Source organism: Parafrankia sp. Ea1.12 (genome assembly GCF_900465275.1).
GTDB classification, from domain to species: Bacteria; Actinomycetota; Actinomycetes; order Frankiales; family Frankiaceae; genus Parafrankia; species Parafrankia soli.
On sequence record NZ_UBIZ01000382.1, the window covers coordinates 18,231 to 38,396 of the forward strand.

The following is a 20,166-nucleotide window of genomic DNA, read 5'->3' on the forward strand; positions in this document are numbered from 1 at the left end:
GTGGTCTCAGGTGTGGTCGGCCTCGTCGGGGATCTCCATCTCGAACCAGACGCGCTTGCCGTCCGGTGTCGTCTCGACTCCCCAGGCCTGCGCGAGCGCCTCGACGAGGAGCAGGCCCCAGCCGTGCTCGGCCTCCGGATCGTCCGGGGAGTTGCCGCCGGGCCGGGGCAGGGCGGTGCCCTCCCTGTCCTCGACGCTCACCCGCAGCCGCCCGGGTTCCAGAGTGGCCCGCAGCACGAGATCGCTGCGCGCGTGCAGCACCGCGTTGGTGACCACCTCGCTGACCAGCAGGATCGCGTCGTCGAGTGATCCGATCCCGGCGTCGAGCAGCGAGCGCCGGACGGCCGTGCGGGCCTGTCCGGCCGATGCGGCGACGGCGGGCAGCGCGAGCTGGAGCAGCGGCGGGCGCAGCTGCCGGGTGACCAGCGTGAGCAGCGCTATGTCGTCGTCCGTGCGCGGCGGGAGATCCGCGGCCAGCAGGCAGCGCTCGAGCAGGGTCCGGGCGCTCTCCTCGCTCGGGCCCGATCCGCTGCCGCTCACCGCGTCCGGGCCGGACCAGCTGCGGGCCGCGAAGCCACCGCCGGTGCGGCGGCGGTCACCGCTCGCCCGCGTCCTGCGGTAGCCCCCGCGGCGGTCCCGGCCCGACCGCCGCTCCCTGATCCGCCGCTCCGGCGTGACCATGGCTCCGCCAGCCGCGGCGGCCGGCGCGGCGGCCGCAGCCGGCGCGGAGGCCGCCAGCGCCACGGCGGCCGCGGGCGGATCACCCGTGGCAGGCGCCGCGCCCACAGACGGATCACCCGTGGCAGGCGCCGCGCCCACAGACGGATCACCCGTGGCAGGCGCCGCGCCCACAGACGGATCACCCGTGGCAGGCGCCGCGCCCACAGACGGATCACCCGTGGCAGGCGCCGCGCCCACAGACGGATCACCCGAAGGCGGCGCGAACGCCCGAACGGCGCGCGGACGGGCAATCTGCTCGCCCAGGCCCGACCTCAGGTGCTCCAGGCCGTCCGCGAGCGGCCGGCGCCGGGACTCCACCAGGCCGTCGGTGAACATCACGAACGCCGAGCCGGACGGGAGCGAGACGGTCAGCTCGGAGAAGGTGCCCTGCTCACCCGTCCCGAGCGGGAGCCCGGGCTCGAGCACGAGGTAGTCCGGCTCCTCGTCGGGCAGCAGCAACAGCGGCGGCGGATGGCCCGCGCTCGCGATCGTCATCCGGCCGGAGTAGGGGTCGTACACCGCGTACATGGAGGTGGCCATCTGCAGGCCGGGCAGCGAGTCGACAACCCGGTCGAGCCGGGCCAGCAGCTCGGCGGGCCCCCAGTCCTCCAGCGCGTACGCCCGCAGCGCGGCCCGCAGCTGGCCCATCACCGCGGCCGCGTGCAGGCCACGGCCCATCACGTCACCGATCGCCACGCCGACCCGCCCGCCGGGCAGCGGGATGACGTCGTAGAGGTCCCCGCCGACCTCCGTACCGGCCGTGCCGGGCCGGTACTCCATCGCGATCTCCATGCCGTCCAGGGCCGGCGGGTGCGCGGGAAGCATCGAGCGCTGCAGTGTCAGCGCGGACTCCTCGACGTCCCGGAAGAGCTGCGCGTTGTCGAGCGCGGTGCCGCCGCGCCGGGCCAGCTCCTCGATGAGGCGGATGTCGAGCGCGGTGTACTCGACGGATTCGCGCCGGCCGACCGTCAGCGCGCCGAACACCCTCCCCCGGGCGTACATCGGCACGGTGATCGCGGCTCCTGCCTGGATCTCCCCGAACCGCTCAGCGGCCTCGCCGGGGAACAGCCGGCGGACGACGTCCTCGGTGTAGCGGGGCACGTAGTACGACTGGCCGGTCCGGACGACGACGCCCGGCGGGATGTCCTCGGTGGCTGTCGGCGGGTGGATCTGGACGATGGCCCGGACGAAGTCCGCCGTCTTCGGGTCGAGAAAGCGCGACCCGGCGATCCGAATGCTGTCCCCGTCGCCGCGAAGCCAGACCACGGCCGCGTCGCCCATCCGGGGCACAACCAGGGATGCGATCATGTCGATGATCCGCTGCGGGTCGAGCGAGCTGCTCAGGACCAGGCTCGCGTCGGCGAGGAACGACAGCTGCTCGAGCGTCGCCTCCTCGGTGACGTGCGCGCGGCGCCGGCGCCGGGTACTCGACAGCTCGCGGACGATGGCGCGGCCAACCGTGGCCGTCGTGGCGGCCCAGCCCGCCGAGCGGGACTCCGTGTCGATCACCGGGCCTCGACTCTCCCATCCGGACGTCGCCCGCCCGGACGTCGCCGGTCCGGATGCCGCCCGTCCGGACGCCTCGACCGGATCGGCCGCGGCACCGAGGGGACGTTTAGCCACCGGGACACATCTACCCCCAGGAAGCACACCATAACGGACAGTGACGTCATCCACTCGCGGAAGTGTAGTTCGAGAGTCGGACATCGCGCCCGCCGAGCCGCTCGACGGACACTTTCCGTAACCGGAGCATCCCGTTTACTTCATGCCCGCAGAGAGGGTTTGATGCTGGCATGGATCCCGTTGTCACATACCGTGCGGGCGAACCCGGGCAGCCCGGCGGCCGCTCCGGCCCGGCCGCGCCACCAGCGGGAACCGAGGAAACCGATTACTCCACGTGGTGGCACGACGCCGTGATGTACGAGGTCTACGTCCGCAGCTTCGCCGACGCCGACGGCGACGGGGTCGGCGACATCGAGGGCATCCGCCGGCGCCTGCCCGACCTCGCCGACCTGGGCGTCGACGGGATCTGGGTCAGCCCCTTCTACCGCTCCCCCATGGCCGATCACGGCTACGACGTGGCCGACCACACCGACGTCGACCCCTTGTTCGGCACTCTCTCGGACGTCGACGCGCTGCTGCGCGACGCCCACGAGGCCGGCCTGAAGGTCGTCGTCGACCTGGTCCCGAACCACTCCAGCAGCGCGCACCCCGCCTTCCAGGCGGCGCTCGCGGCCGGGCCGGGCGCGCCGGAGCGGGACCTCTACCTTTTCCGGGACGGGCGCGGCCCGGACGGTGCGCTCCCCCCGAACAACTGGATCTCGGTGTTCGGTGGCCCCGCCTGGACGAGGGTTCCGGACGGCCAGTGGTACCTGCACCTGTTCGCCCCGGAGCAGCCGGACTGGAACTGGCAGCATCCGCGGGTGCGGGCGGCGCACGCCGAGATCATCCGATTCTGGCTCGACCGGGGGGTCGACGGCTTCCGGATCGACGTCTCGCACGGCCTGGTCAAGGACGGTGAGCTGCGCGACCATCCGACCGACGCGCTCCCCACGCCGGAGACCGGCTTCCGGGAGGAGATCGAGCCGCACGCTTGGGATCAGGACGGCGTCCACGAGATCTACCGCGAGTGGCGGGCGATCGTCGACGCCCACGACCGGCGCGACGGCCGGCAGCGGGTGCTCGTCGGCGAGACCTGGGTCGCCGACCCGGGGCGCCTCGCCCGGTACGTCCGTCCCGACGAGCTGCACCTGACCTTCACGTTCTCGCTGCTGTACGCGCCGTTCTCCGCCCCGGCGTGGCGGGCGGCGATCGATGCCGCCCGGGCCGCGACAGCCGCCGTCTGCGCGCCGCCGACCTGGGTGCTGGCCAACCACGACGTCGTCCGTCCGGTCAGCCGCTACGGCGGCGGTGAGACCGGCCTGCGCCGGGCCCGGGCGGCGCTGCTGACGCTGCTGGCGCTGCCCGGCACGGTCTACCTGTACCAGGGCGACGAGCTCGGCCTGCCGCAGGTCGACGTCCCGCCCGAGGCCCGCCAGGACCCGGTCTGGGAACGGTCCGGCCACACCTCGCCCGGCCGGGACGGCGCACGGGTGCCGCTGCCGTGGTCCGGCGACGCGCCTCCGTACGGGTTCAGCGCCGGGGCAGCCGAGCCGTGGCTCCCGCAACCGCCCGACTGGGCGACGCTGACCGCGTCCGCCCAGTCCGTGGACCCGATGTCGACCAGGGTGCTCGTCCGCGGCGCGCTGGCGCTACGCCGCGCGCTCCCCTTCCTCGGCGGACCAGCCGGGCCGGGTGGCACGGCCAAGCCGGGCGGCGCGGCCGAGCCGGGTGGGCCGGGGCACTCGGGCGAGCCGGGGCGGGCGGCAGGCACGCGGCCCGGGTTCCGCTGGCGGGACGATCTGCCCGCGGACTGCCTGGCCTTCGACCGGACGTCCGCCGCCGGCGCCCTGACCTGTGTGATGGCCACGCGGAGCGAGATACGCCTGGAGATCGCCGGCCGGCTGGTGCTGGCGAGCGGGCCGGTCGGCTACGACGGCGCGACGCTCGTCCTGCCGCCGGACACCACCGCGTGGGTCATCCCCCGTTCGGGTTGATCCACCCGGCTACCGCCGCACGGCGGACGTCCACCGCCCGTCGAACCGCTCACCTCGGCAGACCCGTCCACGACCACCACCGGGCCGGACGTCCCGTCGATCGAGGTCGGGGCCGCGGCCGGGGAGCGGCCGTCCAGTGGCGCAGAATGGACCCGTGAACCAACCGTCACCCGCGCGACCACGCGCAGACTTCTACGAGGCCGTCGGCGGCGAGGCGACGTTCCGCGCGTTGGTGGCCAGGTTCTACGAGGGGGTGGCCAGCGACCCGGTGCTCCGGCCGCTCTACCCCGACGAGGATCTGGCGGCGGCCGAGGAGCGGCTGCGACTGTTCCTCATCCAGTACTGGGGCGGGCCGACGACGTACAGCGAGCAGCGCGGCCATCCCCGGCTGCGGATGCGGCACGTGCCGTTCGCGATCGGCCCGGCCGAGCGGGACGCCTGGCTGCGCATCATGGAATCCGCGGTCGACAGCCTCGGCCTCGCCCCGGAACACCGCGCCCAGCTCTGGGACTACCTGCTGATGGCCGCGAACTCCCTGCAGAACCGCCCGGGCTGATCTCCGGTCTCGACGCGTCGCGGGCCGGGAAGTCGAAGGACTTCCCGGCCCGCGACGGTCGGTTTCGCGGCGGCTAGTCGCGGGTGAGCTTGCGGTACGTCACCCGGTGCGGGCGGGCCGCGTCCGCGCCGAGCCGCTCGACCTTGTTGGTCTCGTAGTCGGCGAAGTTGCCCTCGTACCAGAACCAGCGGGCCGGGTCGGTCGTCGCGGGTGAGCTTGCGGTACGTCACCCGGTGCGGGCGGGCCGCGTCCGCGCCGAGCCGCTCGACCTTGTTGGTCTCGTAGTCGGCGAAGTTGCCCTCGTACCAGAACCAGCGGGCCGGGTCGGTCTCGGTGCCCTCCCAGGCCAGGATGTGCGTCGCGACTCGGTCCAGGAACCACCGGTCGTGGGAGACGACCACGGCGCAGCCCGGGAACTCCAGCAGCGCCTCCTCCAGCGACCGCAGGGTCTCGACGTCCAGGTCGTTCGTGGGCTCGTCGAGCAGCAGCACGTTGCCGCCGCGCTTGAGGGTCAGCGCCAGGTTCAGCCGGTTGCGCTCTCCGCCGGAGAGCACGCCGACCGGCTTCTGCTGGTCAGGCCCCTTGAACCCGAACGACGACACGTACGCCCGGCTCGGGATGTCGGTCTTCCCGACGACGATGTGGTCCAGCCCGTCGGAGACGATCTCCCACACGTTCTTCTTCGCGTCGAGGCCACCGCGGGACTGGTCCACGTAGGCGATGTCGACGGTCTCGCCGATCTGCAGCTCACCGGAATCCGGCGAGGCCTGGCCGACGACCATCGTGAACAGCGTGGTCTTGCCGACGCCGTTCGGGCCGATCACGCCGACGATGCCACCGCGGGGCAGCGTGAAGGACAGGTCGTTGATGAGCACCCGCTCGCCGAAGCCCTTGGTGAGCTTCTTCGCCTCGAGCACCAGGCTGCCCAGCCGCGGGCCGGGCGGAATCTGGATCTCCTCGAAGTCCCGCGGCCTGGACTTGTCCGCCTCGGCTGCCAGCTCCTCGTAACGGGAGAGCCGGGACTTGCTCTTGGCCTGCCGGGCCTTCGGGTTCGAGCGGACCCACTCGAGCTCCTGGGCGAGCGCCCGGCGGCGCTTGGCGTCCTTGTTGCCCTCGACCTTGAGCCGGGCCGCCTTGTTCTCCAGGTAGGTGGAGTAGTTGCCCTCGTAGGGGTGGGCGCGGCCGCGGTCGAGCTCGAGGATCCAGCCGGCGACGTTGTCGAGGAAGTACCGGTCGTGCGTGACGGCCAGCACCGCCCCGGCGTAGCGGGCCAGGTGCTGCTCCAGCCAGGCGACGCTCTCCGCGTCGAGGTGGTTGGTCGGCTCGTCCAGCAGCAGCAGGTCGGGCGCCTCGAGCAGCAGCTTGCACAGCGCCACCCGGCGGCGCTCGCCACCGGAGAGGGGGGCGACGGCCGCGTCGCCGGACGGCAGACGCAGCGCGTCCATCGCCTGGTCGATCTGACTGTCGAGCTCCCAGGCGTTCGCCGCCTCGATCTTGTCGATCAGCGTCGCCTGGTCGGCGAGGAGCGTGTCGAAGTCCGCGTCGGGCGCGGCCATCTTCTCGTTGATCTCCTCGTAGCGGGCGAGCACCGCGCGGATCTCACGGACACCGTCCTCGACGTTGCCGCGGACGTCCTTGGTCTCGTCGAGCACCGGCTCCTGCGCGAGCATGCCGACCGTGTAGCCGGGGCTCAGGATCGCGTCGCCGTTGCTCGGGTGGTCGAGGCCGGCCATGATCTTGAGCAGCGACGACTTCCCGGCACCGTTCGGCCCGACGACGCCGATCTTCGCGCCGGGCAGGAACGCCAGGGTGACGTCGTCGAGGATCACCTTGTCGCCGTGGGCCTTGCGGGCCTTGCGCATCTGGAAGACGTACTGCGCCATGCATCAACCCTAGGGCATGGCGCCCAGAAGCCCCACGGCGGTGATCCCATCGCGGGCCCCCGGCGATTCCACCGTGAGCCGCCGACGGTCCCGCCCGATGTTCAACCGGGCACGAATCGGGTACTCCCCGGAGTCGGGCGAGCACCATCGGCCATCGGCCGAGTGTCGGTGGGCCGGGGCTCCCGGGAGGCCACATGCGAGCGGATGACCAGCGGGTCGGACTTGCCTGCGAGGCATTCTTCTTCGGGTACCCCCTCGTGTGCGCGGTCCGGCAGATCATCAGGATCGCCCACGACGGGCTCGGGCCGATCGAGCCGGCCGGCTTCAACGCCTTCGCCCACGAGACCGACCCGCCCGGTCCGCACTCACACTTCCTGCACGTCAGCCCGGACGTCCTGGTCTCGCTCGCCCAGGTCGACCTGAGCCCCGGGCCCCTGGTCCTGCACGTGCCGCCGACTCCCGGGCGCTACCTCGTCCTGGAGTTCTACGACGTGTGGCTGAACGTGTTCGCCTATCTCGGCACCCGGGTCACCGGGGACGACGGTGGCGACATCCTGCTGCTCCCACCCGGCACTGCGGACGCTCCCGGCGCGGCGGACGCTTCCGCGCACGACCGCGTGGTCGAGGCGCCGTCGCGGGTCGTCAGCATCATCGCCCGGTTCGGCTACGGCGGGCCGGCGGACCTGCCCGCCGTCCGGGCCCTTCAGGACACGCTGACCCTGCGCCCGCCCGATCCGGGCGCGCGGCGGCCGGAGGGGCCACCGGACGGCTCCAAGCGCGTCTGCGACGACCTGCGCTTCTGGGAGGAGCTGCGAACCTGGCTGCACGCCTTCCCCCCGCCGGCCGCGGAAGGCGACTACGCCCGCCGGTTCGAGGCGCTCGGCCTGCTGACGGACCCGTCCCCGTACATCGACCCCGATCCGCGGCTCGCCTGGTCGCTGCGCAGCGGCCTGCGCACGGGCCGGGACGAACTGGAACGGCTCGCCGCCGCCGGCCGCCGGGCCCATCAGGGCTGGGTCGGCACCCTGCACGAGGCCGACTACAACCTCGACCGGTTCGGCCCGGGCGTGCTGGACGACCGGCACTGGGAGATCCCGGACCGGGCGCAGGCCCGGATCGCCCGTGCGATGGCAGCGCGCCGGCCGCTCGGCATCGTCCACGCCTACGAGTCGACGTCGGCGTGCTGCTCGGTGGACGCCGACGGGCGCCACCTCACCGGCGCGCACAGCTACCTGCTCCGCCTCCCGCCACCGGCGGTCGACGCGTTCTGGACGGTCGCGATGTACGACGAGCCCGAGAGCTACCTCGTCGACAACCCCCTGCACCGGTACGCGATCGACAGCCGGGGCGATCTCGTCCACGCCGCCGACGGAACCGTCCCGATACTGATCCAAAGCGACGCCCCGGCAACGGAGACCGCGACGGACGCCGGTGCGGCGATGCCGGTGAACTGGCTGCCGGCCGCGACGGGTGACTTCCGGCTGACGCTGCGGATGTATCTGCCCGGCAAGGAGGTACTCAGCGGCACCTACGCCCCGCCACCGATCCACCGACTGGCCTGACTGTCACAACAGCGCGCCGCGGATCAGGCGCGATGCGGGTCAGGACAGCGCGATGCGGACGGCGGGCCGCGGGCCCTGGCCGGTCTCGTCCACGTGGGCGCTCGGTGCGAGGACTGCCACATCGCCCGGCTCCGTCCCACCGGCGTCGGCGCCGCTGGGATCCTCGGCGAGGACGGGGATCACCTGCCGGTCGACGGTCCGCGCCCGGCCACCGGACGCCGGGGTGGCCAGCAGCGACACCGTCACGGACGTCCCCGCCCCGGGCACCTTCGTGATCTTCGCCCGGCCGGCCGGGCGCCCGGTGGCCACGCCCGCCGGAGATCCCCTGGTCTCGCCGCCACCGTAGATCACGACCTCCGTGACGTCGTCGGTGTCGAGGCCGTCCGCGTCAAGGGTGAGCCGCGCGGTCACGGGCCCGTTCGCTGAGACCGGGTAGGTCAGCCGGACCCCACCGGCTTCGAACACCAGCTGGGCCGCGCGCGTCCCGCGCGGCGGCGCGTCCACGCTGACCTCGACGCCGACCGTACGGCCGGTGGCCACCGTGAGCGCGTCCACCCGCGAGCGCGTCACCGAGCCCGGGGACCGGTTGTAGGCGGGCGGCATGCGGAGCAGGTACGGCGTGCGGTCGGGGTGGTCGGCGACGACCTCCAGGTCGGCCACCCCCCGCGAGACGGCGAACAGCAACGGCCCGTCACCGTCGGCACCGTCGAGATCGGCCCCGTTGGTGGTGACCCCGCTCGGATGGCCCAGGTAGGGCGGGCTGGCAGCCACCAGTACCAGGGACCGCCCGGGCAGGGCCCGCAGCATCGCCGCCAGGTCACGGTCGTGGTCCGTCATCGTCGCGTTCGCGTCGATCGCGCCGACGAGGACGAACGTCGTCAGCCCGACGACACCCGCGGCGCACACCCCGGTCACCGCCCGTGCCGCCCGCCGCCGTGACCAGCCGGCGAGGTCGACCAGCCCGCGCGCGCCGAGGTGCACGAGCCCGATCAGCACAGGCATCAGGTAGAACGGCCCGACGTATCGGATGCCGCCCCACAGCTCCGCCGCGTTCCACGCCCCCCAGAAGCCGATGTAACCGACCACGAACAGCACCGTGCCGACACCGAGGGCGTACCCCGGCCCATTCAGCCGGCGCCGCGCGGCCGCCACGATCGCGGCCACGGCGAGCACCACCCCGCCGCAGGCCCAGCCACCGAGCAGCCAGAGATGATCCCCGACCGATGCCAGGCCGTCACCGAGCCCGAAGTCGTGCCCGCCGTCCGACGGGTACAGCCTGCGCACGCCGAACCCGAGCTTGTCGTCCGATTCGAGCAGCGCGAACGGCAACCTGAACGGGCTGCCGGTCGCCGCGGCATTGGACGCCAGCAGGATCGCGGCCGGGAGCACGAGCCCGGCAGCCGTCCAGCGCAGGGCCCACCCGAGCCGCCCGGACCTGCGCGCCGTCACGACGCCCCAGACCGCCACCGGGCCGAGCAGGAGGACCACGTCATACGGCCGCACCGCCACGGCCACGCCGACCGCGAGCCCCGCTCCGGCAAGCGCCCGCCCGCCGCGCCGCGCGGAGCGCCGACCGCCATCGCTCGGCCCGCCGGCTCTCAGCCCGCCGGCTCTCAGCCCACGGAGCAGGCCGAGGAACGTCAGCTCCATCAGCACGAGCACCGGCAGGTAGCTCAGCACCAGCGCGCTCTGCACGATCACCAACGGGGAGAAGGCCAGCAGCGTCGCGGCCAGCGCCGCGACCCTCCGCTCCCCCGCCAGCTCGACACCGAGCAGGTAGGTAACGATCACCGCCGCCGCCGCGATGACCGCCAGCACCGGCGAGACGCTGCCCGTCAGCATGAGGCCCAACGCGAACAACCCCGGGACGAACGGTGTGTACTTCAGAACGAAGTGATCACCCGAGATGGCGGCGAGCCAGGGTGCGTACGACGCGGCTGGATCAGGCGCAGACGGAAAGAGGTGGCCGTCCGCCAGCGTCCGGGCGTGCAGGAGGTAGATGACCTCGTCGTTGTTGACCGACAGGTACGGGAACAGGTTGTGCCGCAGCAGGACGGCCACCGTCGCACTGGCCAAGGCCAGGACCGCCACGTACCGGCCGGCCGTGCTGACCGCCTGGCAGCGACGCCACAGCCGCCGGGGCAGCGGCTCAGGCGTCACGATCAGGCGGTCCGGGACGACCGTGCCGATCTGGTCCGCGGAGGCCTTGCCGATCCGGTCGGACGGCTCGTCCGGCGCGGAGACCGCGCCGGCGCCGGGATCACTCGACCTGCTCACCCTCGGCACGGTACCGAGCGACCTGGACCGCCCTTCGGCTGGTGGCCCCATCGGTCACCGCATGTCGGTCAGACCCGCCCATTACGCGATTGCCGGCGACCCCACTATCCGAAGGCCCCGCCCAGCCCCAGCAGACGGACCTCGCCGACGACGTCAGCGAGGCCGAAGGTGACGCCCCCGGAGGAGGCGGAGGTGCTCGGGGTGCGGAAGGCCGGCGTCGTGAGCTCACCGCCGCGCCCGCGCTCCGTGAACAGCGAAGCCGGCGTCGGGCCGGTCTCGGACCACCCGAGGGGCGCCGCTCCGGCGGCCTGCGCGCTGCCGCCGACCGGCGCGGAGTCGACCGGGACAGAGTCGCGCGAGACGGCATCGACCAGGTCCGACCCCGCCGGCGTGAGCCCCGGCCCACCGGTGGTGGGGGTCTCGACGGCCAACTGCCGGACTGCCTCCGCGGGAACCAGACCACCGGCTCCCGTTGCCCCCGCACCGACGCTCTCCTCCACACCGCCGCCGTCGAGGTCGGTGGAGTCGGCACCGAAGGGGTCAACCGGGTGCTCGCCCGTCTCCGGCAGCGGAACCTCGTCAGCGGGGCCGGCCCCGCGCGCGACCCGCCGGACGTCGACCGGACGCCAGGTGAGTTCCGCCGCGACCGCGTCCGCGTCGATCTCGTAGGTGACCCGCCGGTCGCCGTCCTGCGTCTCGAAGTTGTTCTGCCGCAGGCGGCCGACAACGAGCGCCCGGTCGCCCCGCGACAGGCTGACCGAGACGTTCTCGGCGAGCTGACGCCAGCAGGAGACGCGCAGGTAGAGGGTGTTGCCGTCCACCCAGCGCTGTTCGGAGCGGTCGTACCGGCGCGGCGTGGAGGCGACGCGGAAACCGCAGACGGAGACACCGCTGGCGGTCACCCGCAGCACCGGATTCTCCACGAGGTTGCCGATCAGTGTGATCGTGGTGTCGAGCATGGAAGGCTCCTTGGCGAACATCTCGGGGACAGGGAGACGACCCGGAGGACGGCGGCCCACCACAACGGACCCGGAGGTCCAGGCGGCGAGAGCTGGCCGGCCGCGCACCCACGCCATCACTCTGCGCCGCCGTCCACGTGATGGGAACCTGTTCTTGTCAGCTGTGGATAACTGTTCGCCATCCCCAGGCCGATCTCACGACGCACCCGAGCGGTGGCGCGTCCCTACGCTCACTCTCGTCACGGGCGGCGAAGGCGGCCGACGGCCAGCCATCGAGCGCGGGACACGTAACAAGCACGGAGCGCGGGAACAACCCGGAGGCGGATTCGGGTTGCCGCCGTGCAGGACGGCGCACCACCCCACCGGCCGGTGTCCTGTCCGCCGGTGCCCGGCGACGGTGCCCGCACACCTGGAGGAAGGAACGGTATGTCGACTCAGGCAGCCAGCCGCGACGTGACCGCGGCGGCGAGCGGGACGTTCCTGCTCGGAGGCGAACTACCCGTGAACCGGCTCGGTTTCGGCGCGATGCGGATCACCGGGCCGGGCATCTGGGGCGAACCCGCGGACCGGGCGGAGGCCATCGCCGTACTGCGCAGGTCGGTGGAACTCGGCGTGAACTTCATCGACACGGCCGACTCCTACGGCCCGCACGTCAGCGAGGAGTTGATCGCCGAGGCCCTGCACCCCTATCCAGACGGCCTGGTGATCGCGACGAAGGGCGGTCTCACGCGGCAGGGGCCGGACCAGTGGACTGCCGTGGGACGCGCCCCATACCTGCGCCAGCAGGTCGAACTGTCGCTGCGCCGCATCAAGCTCGAGCGCATCGATCTCTACCAGCTCCACCGCATCGACCCGAGGACTCCCGTCGAGGAGTCCCTCGGCGAGCTGCGGGCGCTGCAGCAGGAAGGCAAGATCCGCCACATCGGGCTCTCCGAGGTCAGCGTCGCCGAGCTGGAGCACAGCCGGTCGCTGGCGGAGATCGTCAGCGTGCAGAACCGATACAACCTCGCCGACCGCGCCTCCGAGGACGTCCTCGACTACGCGGAACGCGAGGGCATCGGTTTCATCCCCTGGTTCCCCGTCGCGACCGGTACACTCGCGCGACCAGGCGGAGTCCTCGACGCGATCGCGAAGCGGCACGGCTCGCAACCCGCGCAGCTGGCGCTGGCATGGCTGCTGCGCAGGTCACCCGTGATGCTGCCGATCCCGGGCACGTCGTCGACCGCCCACCTGGAGGAGAACGTCGCCGCGGCAGGAGTCAGCCTCACCGACTCCGAGTTCGACGAGCTGGCCAAACTGGCCAGCTGACGCCGTACTCGGCCAACCTGCCCCGGCCGGCAACACACGGCCCGACTCCGGTGCCGTGTTGCCGACCGGCGCCGGACGGCCGAGCCGGCCAGCAGGCACGCGGGACGTCGGCTCCGCCTCCCGAGGCGGAGCCGACACGCGAGGACACCGGGGGTCGGTGCACCATCGACTGACCTGAGGTGGACACTGTCCATCCCACCCGGGACTCGTCCGCGAGCCCCACAATGGAACAACGCGCCCGTAGCTCAGCGGATAGAGCGAGTGCCTTCTAAGCACTGGGTCGCAGGTTCGATCCCTGCCGGGCGCACAAACCACCCCTGACCTGCAGTTTTGCTGTCAAAGATCGACTACGCTCCGTTGCATAGCGGTCGAGGACCTGATAACTTTCGCCGTCATGGCCACCCCTGAAGATCGCGTGGCAGGGCGGGCGACCGGCCCGCTCGGCCCCCTCCTCGCGTCCTGGCTCCGCTCGCTGCGGGCCGCGAACAAGAGCGACCAGACCTGCCGGACCTACATCGAGTCCAGCGCCCAGTTCGACGAGTTCCTCGACGCCGCAGGCACTCTCCGCCACATCGGGGAGGTGACCCGGGCCGACGTCGAGAACTGGTTGGTGAGTCTGCATGGCCGAGGGCTCGCCGCCTCGACCGTCAACAACCGCTACCGGTCCTTACAGCAGTTCTTCGCCTGGTGCCTGGACGAGGAAGAGATAGACCGCTCCCCCATGGAGCGAACTAAGGCACCGATCATCCCGGAACAGCCGGTACCCGTACTCGACGAGGAGGCGCTCCGGCTCTTCCTCAAGAGCCTGGGCGGAAAATCGTTCCTGGACCGCCGGGACAACGCGGCCGTCCGCCTGTTCCTCGACACCGGCCTACGCCGCTCGGAACTCGCCTCCATCAAGGTCGCAGACGTCGACCTCAACGACCGAGTGGTCAATGTGCTCGGCAAAGGCCGTCGCCCCCGCCTGGTGCGGTTCGGCGCGAAAACGGCCCTGGCCATGGACCGTTACAGCCGGGCACGCGCCCGCGAGCGCACCGCAGACCTTCCGGCGTGGTGGCTCGCGTCGAGGGGCACCGGCGCGATGACCGCTGACGGCATCTACCAAATGATCGTTCGCCGGGCCGCCGCCGTCGGCCTCGAGGTCCACCCCCACCAGCTCCGGCACTCCTGGGCTCACTACTTCCTGGCCGCCGGCGGGAACGAAACCGATCTCATGCACAACGCCGGATGGCGCTCGCGGCAGATGCTCACGCGGTATGCGCGTTCCACAGCCGAGGAGCGCGCCCGCGAAGCAGCCGCCCGCCTCTCACTCGGCGACCGGCTGTAGACACCCCCGTCCGAGAGCACGACCTCGACGCGGTCGCCGACGCGCGTCGGACCATCACTTCCGGACGTCAGCTGTCCGCAGGCACAGACAGGTCGATCATCCGTCGCCCCGCCATCCGGGACGGTTGAGGTCAAGCCAGCGCTCGACGTCACCGCGGTGCCAGAGCCTCAGCTTCGGATGATCCAGGATCGGGTCTGGGAAGCCCTTGGTAGTCGCGACCCGCACCGCGTACGCCCGGGACACCCGCTGCCGCGCGCGGGAGCCGCGCCCGATGAGATCACGCAGCGCGTCTACGTCGACCGCGTCGGCCAGCTCCGCCAGAGAGATCGTCTCTCGCTTCGGCCACGACTCCATGCGCGCGCACGCTAGCGACTACGTTAAGTAACCTACGAGCATTGGTTATTCGCAGAGGTTACGTGCGTCACCTACTTGCGGTACCCTGATCTCTCGGTCCGCCACAACCCGGGACCACAAAGACGAACTCGCCCGAACCTGCATGTCCGGGCGAGTTCTCGGCGATCGCCTTCATCGAAAGGATCACGCCGTGCCCGACAGTCAACCAGCCCGCGCGCACCCCCGCGGCCCGCACACGACGACAGCCGATGAACTCCCCACCGACGCGCCCGCGTCCGTCGCCGCACACGAGGAAGAGTCCGAACTCTCGACCGTGCGTGTACGCGAGGAAGGAACGGGGCCGTACCGGTGCATCGTGGTCGACGTACCGGCCGGCGCGCACCCGGCGAGCCTGGCCACCGCGTTGCGGGGCCTGCCGATCGCCTGCGAGTTCGTCAACATGCTCGACACGGCCGGTACCCGCTCCGGCGGCGAACTGCGGTTCAGGGTCCACGAGCACCACCCGAGGGTGGGCCGTGACCTCGACGCGATGTGGAGGCCCGCGAAGACCGGCACGCGGGTGCCCCGCCTGGCCGACGACAGCCCGTTCACCTTCGCCGAGAGGCCCCTATCCGAGGGCGGTGCTCGGTGAAGGCGTCGAGGATCCCGGCCAGCTTGCGACCGACCGACGCGCAGGTGGCCTACGCACGAGCCGAGCTGGCCAAGGTCGGCAAGTACGGCGACTTCTACGCCGCCGGCTACCTCGCCTCGGTGATCCGGACGATCGCCTGCGGCGGCCGGCTGACCACGGAGAACGTCGCGTTCGCCATGGCCGCAACGGACGTCGACCGGTGACCGCGCACGTGGTGCTCCCCATCGCCCATCGCGCGCCGGTGGCCCGGCGGCGAGCGGCAACGTTGATCGAGCGGCGGCCCCTTCTCGTCGGTCTTCTGGTGCTCGACGACGCCGGCGTGCCGGTCGAGGTCGTGAGTCCGTTCGGGAGCGAGACCGCGGCGCGGCAGTGGGCCGACCTGTACGGCATCGAGGCGTACCAGGTCCTGCCGGCCCGGATCGCGGGCGGGAGGGGCTGAACCCAGACATCCGCAGAGCACCGCGCGACTCACGCAGAACGGCTCGCCACCCCGGGGGGGTGGCGAGCCGTTCTGCGTGTTGGGAGGTCACCGGCCGTTCGGGCCGGTCGAGGTGGCGTGGGCTACCCGTGCCGTGGCCGGGCGCTCACCGGCTCAGGGGTCGGGTGGGGTCGCCCGGTCCGGTTTCTTGCGTCGTTTCCGTCGTGCCTGTGCCGATCGGAGTGCGAGCGCGGAGAAGTAGGCGCGTCGAGCGTGCTCGGCTCGTCGGGCGCGTTCGTCGGGTTTGAGCGTGCCGTCGGGATCGACCTGGCGGTCGAAGCGGTCGAGGAACGCGGCGCGGCCGGGAGCGGTGCGGGCCGTGCGGTCGGTGGTGTTCGCCCACGAGGTATGGGCGGCGATGCGGGCGATGAGGACACGATCCTGCCAGCGGATGGCGACCATGGCGGCTTCCCTTTCGGTCTGTGGGCGGTCCTGGTCGACGCAACGGGGAGAGGGGGCTACGGCGCCACGGCCTCGGCGACCGGCGGTCGTGGCGGCTCGATGGGAGCGCCGCGGACGGCGGCGAGCAGGAGCGCCGCCCGGTCGGTCGAGCACCGGTGTCCGCGCTGGCGGACACCGCGGGCAAGCGCGGTCCGGGTGACCGGTCGCCCTCGACGAGCCAGGTCGGCGGCGACCGCGCGCCCGGCGTCGAGGAGATCGGCGGGCAGGGCGTCCGGAGCTGGCGCGGTGCTGTCGGCCCCGGCTGACCGGTCGGCCCGGCCGGCGTCGGCCGCCGTCCGGTCCTCGCCGGCCGGGGCGGTCGTGGTGGGTGGGTTGGTGCTCGTCGCCGGGGCCGGTCGGGTCTGTCGGGTGGCTTTGAGCCCGGCGACCAGGCCGAACGCAGCGACCGGCCAAAGGGCCATCGCGGGTACCCAGGCCCCGGGGGCGGCGGCCAGGGCATGGGGGCCGGCGGCGGTCAGGTTCGCCGCCCCGGACATCCCGACGCCGGCAAGCAGAGTCCCGACCGGCCAGCGGACCGGGGTGCCGGTCCGGCGCCGGTGGCGGATCTCGATGATGGACGCCAGCGCCATCAACTCGACCGACACCGCGATCAGCCAGGCGGCCCAGTCGGGTTGCCCGGCCCAGGCCGCGACGTCGTGCACGTGGACGAACGCCACGCAGAACACGCCCACGCCGAGCACGACCGGCAACGCGGCGGCGAGTGTGCGCTCAATGCGGCCCTGTTCACCGCCCGGCGGCCGGGTCGGGCCGGGTCCGGCCCGTGCCCGGTCCTGGTTGGCGTCGGTCGCCGCGGGATGCGTCGAGGTTGCCTCGGCCTCAGGGGGTGCCTCGGCGGTCAAGATGTGAGTCATGTTCTGGTTTCCCTTTCCATAGATTATGCGGCGCGAGCGATGGGCTGAGGGAAAGCGACGGCGGAAAGCGCTGCGGTGGCGAGCACGGGCGGGACGGCGTTTCCGATCTGAAGAAGTCGACTCGCGCTGGTTCCCTGCCACGGGTAGTCGGCGGGGAAGGACTGCAGCAGGCCGAATTCGGTGACGGTCACACCGTCTGTCGAGCCGGCCCACCGCCCATCCGATGCGGCCGCGCGGATGGCTTCTCGGGTACTCGTCCCACCCCAGGAGTTTCCGCGGGTTGTAACGGTGAATGCCGGCCGGTCGGTCATTCCTCGGCCAAGGGCGTCGGCCATGCTCCGCCAAGGTTTGAGCGGCGGCGCGAATCGCGCGTTTCTCGCGCCGTATCGGGTGTGGGTGGGCTGCGGCGGACGGATGGTGTCCTGTGCGCGGGAGGCGAGGAGGAAGGCGCGGCGGCGGGTCTGCGGTACGCCGTATTCCTCGGCGGAGAGGATTCCGACCCAGATGGCGTAGCCGCTGCGGCGGAGTTCGTAGGCGAACCGTTCCCAGATCGGCAGAACGGCGGGAACCTCTTCCATCGCGATCCAGACCGGCCGGAGCGCGCGGGCGAATCTCATGGGCTGGTGGATGAGCCGGCCGCGGGGGTCGGCGAGCCAGAGCCGGTTTCCGGCCACGCTGAACGGCTGGCAGGGCGGGGACGCGATCAGACCGGTAATCCCGGCGTAGTCCTCGGGCCTGACGGCATCCACGTCGTCTTCGTTCGTGTTCAGTCCGGCGGCGCGGCGGGTTTCGCAGGTCCAGTGGTCCCATTCGACGCCAATCTCGGTGAGGCCGAGTTGTGCGCAGGCTAGTGACCAGCCACCGGGGCCGGCGAACAGGTCGAGTACCGTTGACATTGCTGTCGTCTCCTATCGACGGAGGAAGCAGGGGAGATTCGTCGGAAAGGAACGATGTGCGGCCGGAAGATCTCCCGCTGGTGGACTAGTGGGCAAAGATCGGCGGCGCCCGCGGGTGCACTTTGGGGATTCCGGAGTGGCCTCGGGCGCGGCTGGGCGCCGACGGCCCTATCTCTGCTCTTGGTCACGCAGCGTGGCGACCGTGGTTCCGGTGAAGGCAGGCGGTGAAGCAGGCCGGGAGGGGGGTGCCAGACCCCCGATTTCGGCGGTTTCAGCGCCTGGCGCCCTCGGGGCGCTTACGCACGTCGTTGCTGCTCAGCGGCTGTTTCAGCCGCTACCAGGGGGTGCTTACGCAAGCAGGGAGGCCGCTTACGTAAGCACCCCTCCGAGCTAGCCGTGACCCCCGTTGCGGTCACGTTCCGCCACCACATCGGCGACATCGCGGCGGACGATCCCACGCCGGTTGACCGTCTTCCCGCCCGTCCGGCGGTTGATCTGGCTGGTCTCGATCCCGTACGGCTTGAGGATCATCGCGAGCTGTTCCGGTCCCCACCCGCCGTACATTTCCGGCCGCAGTTCAGCCAGCCGAGCAACGATGGTTTCCGACCACGCCTTGGATTCCGAAGGCGGGACGACAGACAAGATGTCATCCAGCAGCGACGTTGCCACAGGATCCGCTGGGGCAATTTCCGCGATGGCCTGTCCGGAGATCCTGCCCGCGGCGATCCGCGCGGCTCGCGCCCGGTCGGCGATCTGCTCGGCGGTCGGGTTGTCGATATACGCGCAGCGGACAATCATCGGGTCATCGGTCGCACCGACCAGATAGCCGATACCCTTATCCGACGGTCGGAGTGTGGTGGCCTGTATTCCGTTCTTGTACATCGACGTTCCGAGGATCATGTCGTTCTCGACCTGACCCATCACCCGCAGGCAGAACCGGATCGATACGTTCGACGACACCCCGGTCGGCAGCGAGGCCGCGTCCGGCCGTTGCGTCGCCAGAATGAGAATCACCCCGAGTGCCCGGCCGAGTTTGATGATGTCGGTGGCAAGTTCTCCGGCCTCTTTGCCGTAGGTGTGGTGGGAGAACAGGTTCTGGCACTCGTCGAGGATCGCCACGAGCGGGTGCAGTCCTTGTGACCGCAGCCCGGCGATCTGCCGGGTCACCTTCCCGTCCGGACACAAGTCCTTCGGGAGCCGTTTAATCGCCGCCGCCCTACGAGCGATTTCCGCACGCAGATCCCGCAGCGCGGCCAGCGCGGTTTCCATCGTGGCATCGTCGAGTCCGGACGCGTACCGGGCGGCGAACTTCTCGGCCGCATCCAGGTCGGCGGTACCTTTCAAGTTGAACACCCACAACTCACAGGTCGGGTCCAGTGCGCAGCCGAGCATGAGGACCCGTACCGCCGATGTTTTCCCGGCCCCGGGCAGGGAGCCGACCAGCATGTTGTTTTCCGGCAGGGTGATGCTGATCGGGCGGCCGCGCGGGTCGGAGCCGAACGGCACCGGGGCGAACACGTCGACCAGGCCGCGTTTCGTCAGGGGCCAGGGCGCGGCCGGGGCCTTGGACATGTCCTGGTCGCCGACCCAGAGCAGGAGCCGGCCGGCGTGCGCGTCGTGCCCGGCCTCGGGCCACACACAGCCCAGCGGCCGACGCAGCCCGGAGGCGAGCCGTTCCCGGCGTTCGAGGATGTCGGAGACGGTGACCCCGTAGGGAAGGTCGATCTCCGCGCGCCAGCCGGGCCCGTCGCGCATGATCGGGGACGGGAAGGTGATCCCGCCGCCTTCGCGCCGGGCCTTGTTGATCTCAGCGATCCCCAACGCGCCCAGGGCACGAGTCACGATGTCGGCGGTCAGCCGGCCCACCTGCGTCGGCACCACCGCCGGGCTCATGAGCGGCCGGTCTGCCGGCGCCCCGAGGACCCCCAGCACCCCGACCGCGCCCGCGATCATCACCAGGTGCACCCCGCTCGGGGCGGCGATCCACCACCACACCGTCAGCGCGAGTAGTGGAAGGCCCCCGAAGAGCGCCAGGAGCGCCCGGGTGCGGGTCCGGGTGTCGTGGAGACGGGCGAGCCGCAGATACGTGCTGGTGTCTTCCTGGCGCACCGCGGCGGCGATCACTGGCCGGGCGTCGCTGTCCGCGAGCCAGCCCACCGCCCCGCCGGCCACCCGGCCGACCCCCCGTGGCGCGCGGGCGGCCAGCCGGGCGGCGTAGAGCGGGAGGCGTACCGAGTGGTAGGCGGCGGTGTAGGAGTAGTGGCCCACCGCCCAGCGGATTGCGGTGAGCAGCGCGGCGCCGGATC

At 71.8% G+C, this 20,166-nt stretch carries 16 protein-coding genes, 1 tRNA gene and 1 pseudogene; 9 read left to right on the forward strand and 9 right to left on the reverse strand.

Features of this window, described 5'->3' with window-relative positions; translation table 11 throughout:
• Positions 1-6: 6 nt before the first annotated feature.
• The gene (locus FMEAI12_RS21825; protein WP_112107648.1) at positions 7-2,343 is read right to left on the reverse strand and encodes a SpoIIE family protein phosphatase; all 2,337 of its coding nucleotides are present in this window, start codon (positions 2,341-2,343) and stop codon (positions 7-9) included.
• A 293-nt stretch (positions 2,344-2,636) separates the two neighbouring features.
• On the opposite strand from FMEAI12_RS21825, the gene FMEAI12_RS21830 reads away from it, so the two are divergent.
• Together FMEAI12_RS21830 and FMEAI12_RS21835 are read left to right on the forward strand one after the other, a co-directional pair.
• The gene (locus FMEAI12_RS21830) at positions 2,637-4,316 is read left to right on the forward strand and encodes a glycoside hydrolase family 13 protein (protein WP_112107663.1); all 1,680 of its coding nucleotides are present in this window, start codon (positions 2,637-2,639) and stop codon (positions 4,314-4,316) included.
• 136 nt (positions 4,317-4,452) lie between these two features.
• On the forward strand, positions 4,453-4,872 hold the full coding sequence (locus FMEAI12_RS21835) for a globin (RefSeq protein ID WP_020462784.1): 420 nt from the start codon (positions 4,453-4,455) through the stop codon (positions 4,870-4,872).
• 203 nt (positions 4,873-5,075) lie between these two features.
• Here FMEAI12_RS21835 and ettA read toward each other — a convergent pair.
• Positions 5,076-6,755 (reverse strand): annotated as a pseudogene (gene ettA, locus FMEAI12_RS21840) (energy-dependent translational throttle protein EttA); the annotation flags it as partial.
• A 194-nt stretch (positions 6,756-6,949) separates the two neighbouring features.
• Here ettA and FMEAI12_RS21845 point away from each other — a divergent pair.
• Positions 6,950-8,317: a DUF1254 domain-containing protein gene (locus FMEAI12_RS21845; RefSeq protein WP_112107649.1), complete on the forward strand. Its 1,368-nt coding sequence runs from the start codon at positions 6,950-6,952 to the stop codon at positions 8,315-8,317.
• 39 nt (positions 8,318-8,356) lie between these two features.
• Here FMEAI12_RS21845 and FMEAI12_RS21850 read toward each other — a convergent pair whose 3' ends face one another.
• Both FMEAI12_RS21850 and ssb read right to left on the reverse strand, forming a co-directional pair.
• The gene (locus FMEAI12_RS21850; protein ID WP_235014289.1) at positions 8,357-10,594 is read right to left on the reverse strand and encodes a phospholipid carrier-dependent glycosyltransferase; all 2,238 of its coding nucleotides are present in this window, start codon (positions 10,592-10,594) and stop codon (positions 8,357-8,359) included.
• 104 nt (positions 10,595-10,698) lie between these two features.
• Entirely contained in the window at positions 10,699-11,553 is an 855-nt protein-coding gene (gene ssb, locus FMEAI12_RS21855; protein WP_235014290.1) for a single-stranded DNA-binding protein, read from the reverse strand.
• Between the two features lie 426 nt (positions 11,554-11,979).
• On the opposite strand from ssb, the gene FMEAI12_RS21860 reads away from it, so the two are divergent.
• The 3 genes from FMEAI12_RS21860 to FMEAI12_RS21870 all read left to right on the forward strand — a co-directional run bounded on the left by FMEAI12_RS21860 (position 11,980) and on the right by FMEAI12_RS21870 (position 14,188).
• Positions 11,980-12,861, forward strand: coding sequence for an aldo/keto reductase (locus FMEAI12_RS21860; RefSeq protein WP_112107651.1), 882 nt, complete (start codon positions 11,980-11,982; stop codon positions 12,859-12,861).
• Between the two features lie 234 nt (positions 12,862-13,095).
• Positions 13,096-13,168 (forward strand) — tRNA-Arg (locus tag FMEAI12_RS21865).
• Between the two features lie 108 nt (positions 13,169-13,276).
• Entirely contained in the window at positions 13,277-14,188 is a 912-nt protein-coding gene (locus FMEAI12_RS21870; protein WP_235014291.1) for a tyrosine-type recombinase/integrase, read from the forward strand.
• A 96-nt stretch (positions 14,189-14,284) separates the two neighbouring features.
• Here the strand turns inward: FMEAI12_RS21870 and FMEAI12_RS21875 are convergent, their stop codons facing one another.
• Positions 14,285-14,542: a hypothetical protein gene (locus FMEAI12_RS21875; protein WP_112107653.1), complete on the reverse strand. Its 258-nt coding sequence runs from the start codon at positions 14,540-14,542 to the stop codon at positions 14,285-14,287.
• A 190-nt stretch (positions 14,543-14,732) separates the two neighbouring features.
• On the opposite strand from FMEAI12_RS21875, the gene FMEAI12_RS21880 reads away from it, so the two are divergent.
• The 3 genes from FMEAI12_RS21880 to FMEAI12_RS21890 are packed head-to-tail and all read left to right on the forward strand — an operon-like array spanning position 14,733 to position 15,612.
• Positions 14,733-15,173 (forward strand): hypothetical protein, encoded by a 441-nt coding sequence (locus FMEAI12_RS21880; protein WP_235014293.1) that lies wholly within the window; start codon positions 14,733-14,735, stop codon positions 15,171-15,173.
• A gap of 23 nt (positions 15,174-15,196) precedes the next feature.
• Entirely contained in the window at positions 15,197-15,376 is a 180-nt protein-coding gene (locus tag FMEAI12_RS21885) for a hypothetical protein (protein ID WP_146776748.1), read from the forward strand.
• The gene (locus tag FMEAI12_RS21890) at positions 15,373-15,612 is read left to right on the forward strand and encodes a hypothetical protein (protein WP_112107655.1); all 240 of its coding nucleotides are present in this window, start codon (positions 15,373-15,375) and stop codon (positions 15,610-15,612) included. The genes FMEAI12_RS21885 and FMEAI12_RS21890 overlap by 4 nt, the downstream gene beginning before the upstream one ends.
• 153 nt (positions 15,613-15,765) lie before the next feature.
• On the opposite strand, the gene FMEAI12_RS21895 is transcribed toward FMEAI12_RS21890, so the two are convergent.
• The 4 genes from FMEAI12_RS21895 to FMEAI12_RS21910 form a co-directional block, all read right to left on the reverse strand.
• Positions 15,766-16,053, reverse strand: a complete 288-nt coding sequence (locus FMEAI12_RS21895) for a hypothetical protein (RefSeq protein WP_112107656.1) — start codon at positions 16,051-16,053, stop codon at positions 15,766-15,768.
• A 56-nt stretch (positions 16,054-16,109) separates the two neighbouring features.
• Positions 16,110-16,964, reverse strand: a complete 855-nt coding sequence (locus tag FMEAI12_RS21900) for a hypothetical protein (RefSeq protein WP_146776749.1) — start codon at positions 16,962-16,964, stop codon at positions 16,110-16,112.
• Positions 16,965-16,987: 23 nt separating this feature from the next.
• Entirely contained in the window at positions 16,988-17,860 is an 873-nt protein-coding gene (locus FMEAI12_RS21905) for a DNA cytosine methyltransferase (RefSeq protein WP_112107658.1), read from the reverse strand.
• 390 nt (positions 17,861-18,250) lie between these two features.
• Positions 18,251-20,166: cell division protein FtsK (locus FMEAI12_RS21910; protein ID WP_112107659.1), on the reverse strand; the 1,916-nt coding region annotated here is incomplete at its 5' end.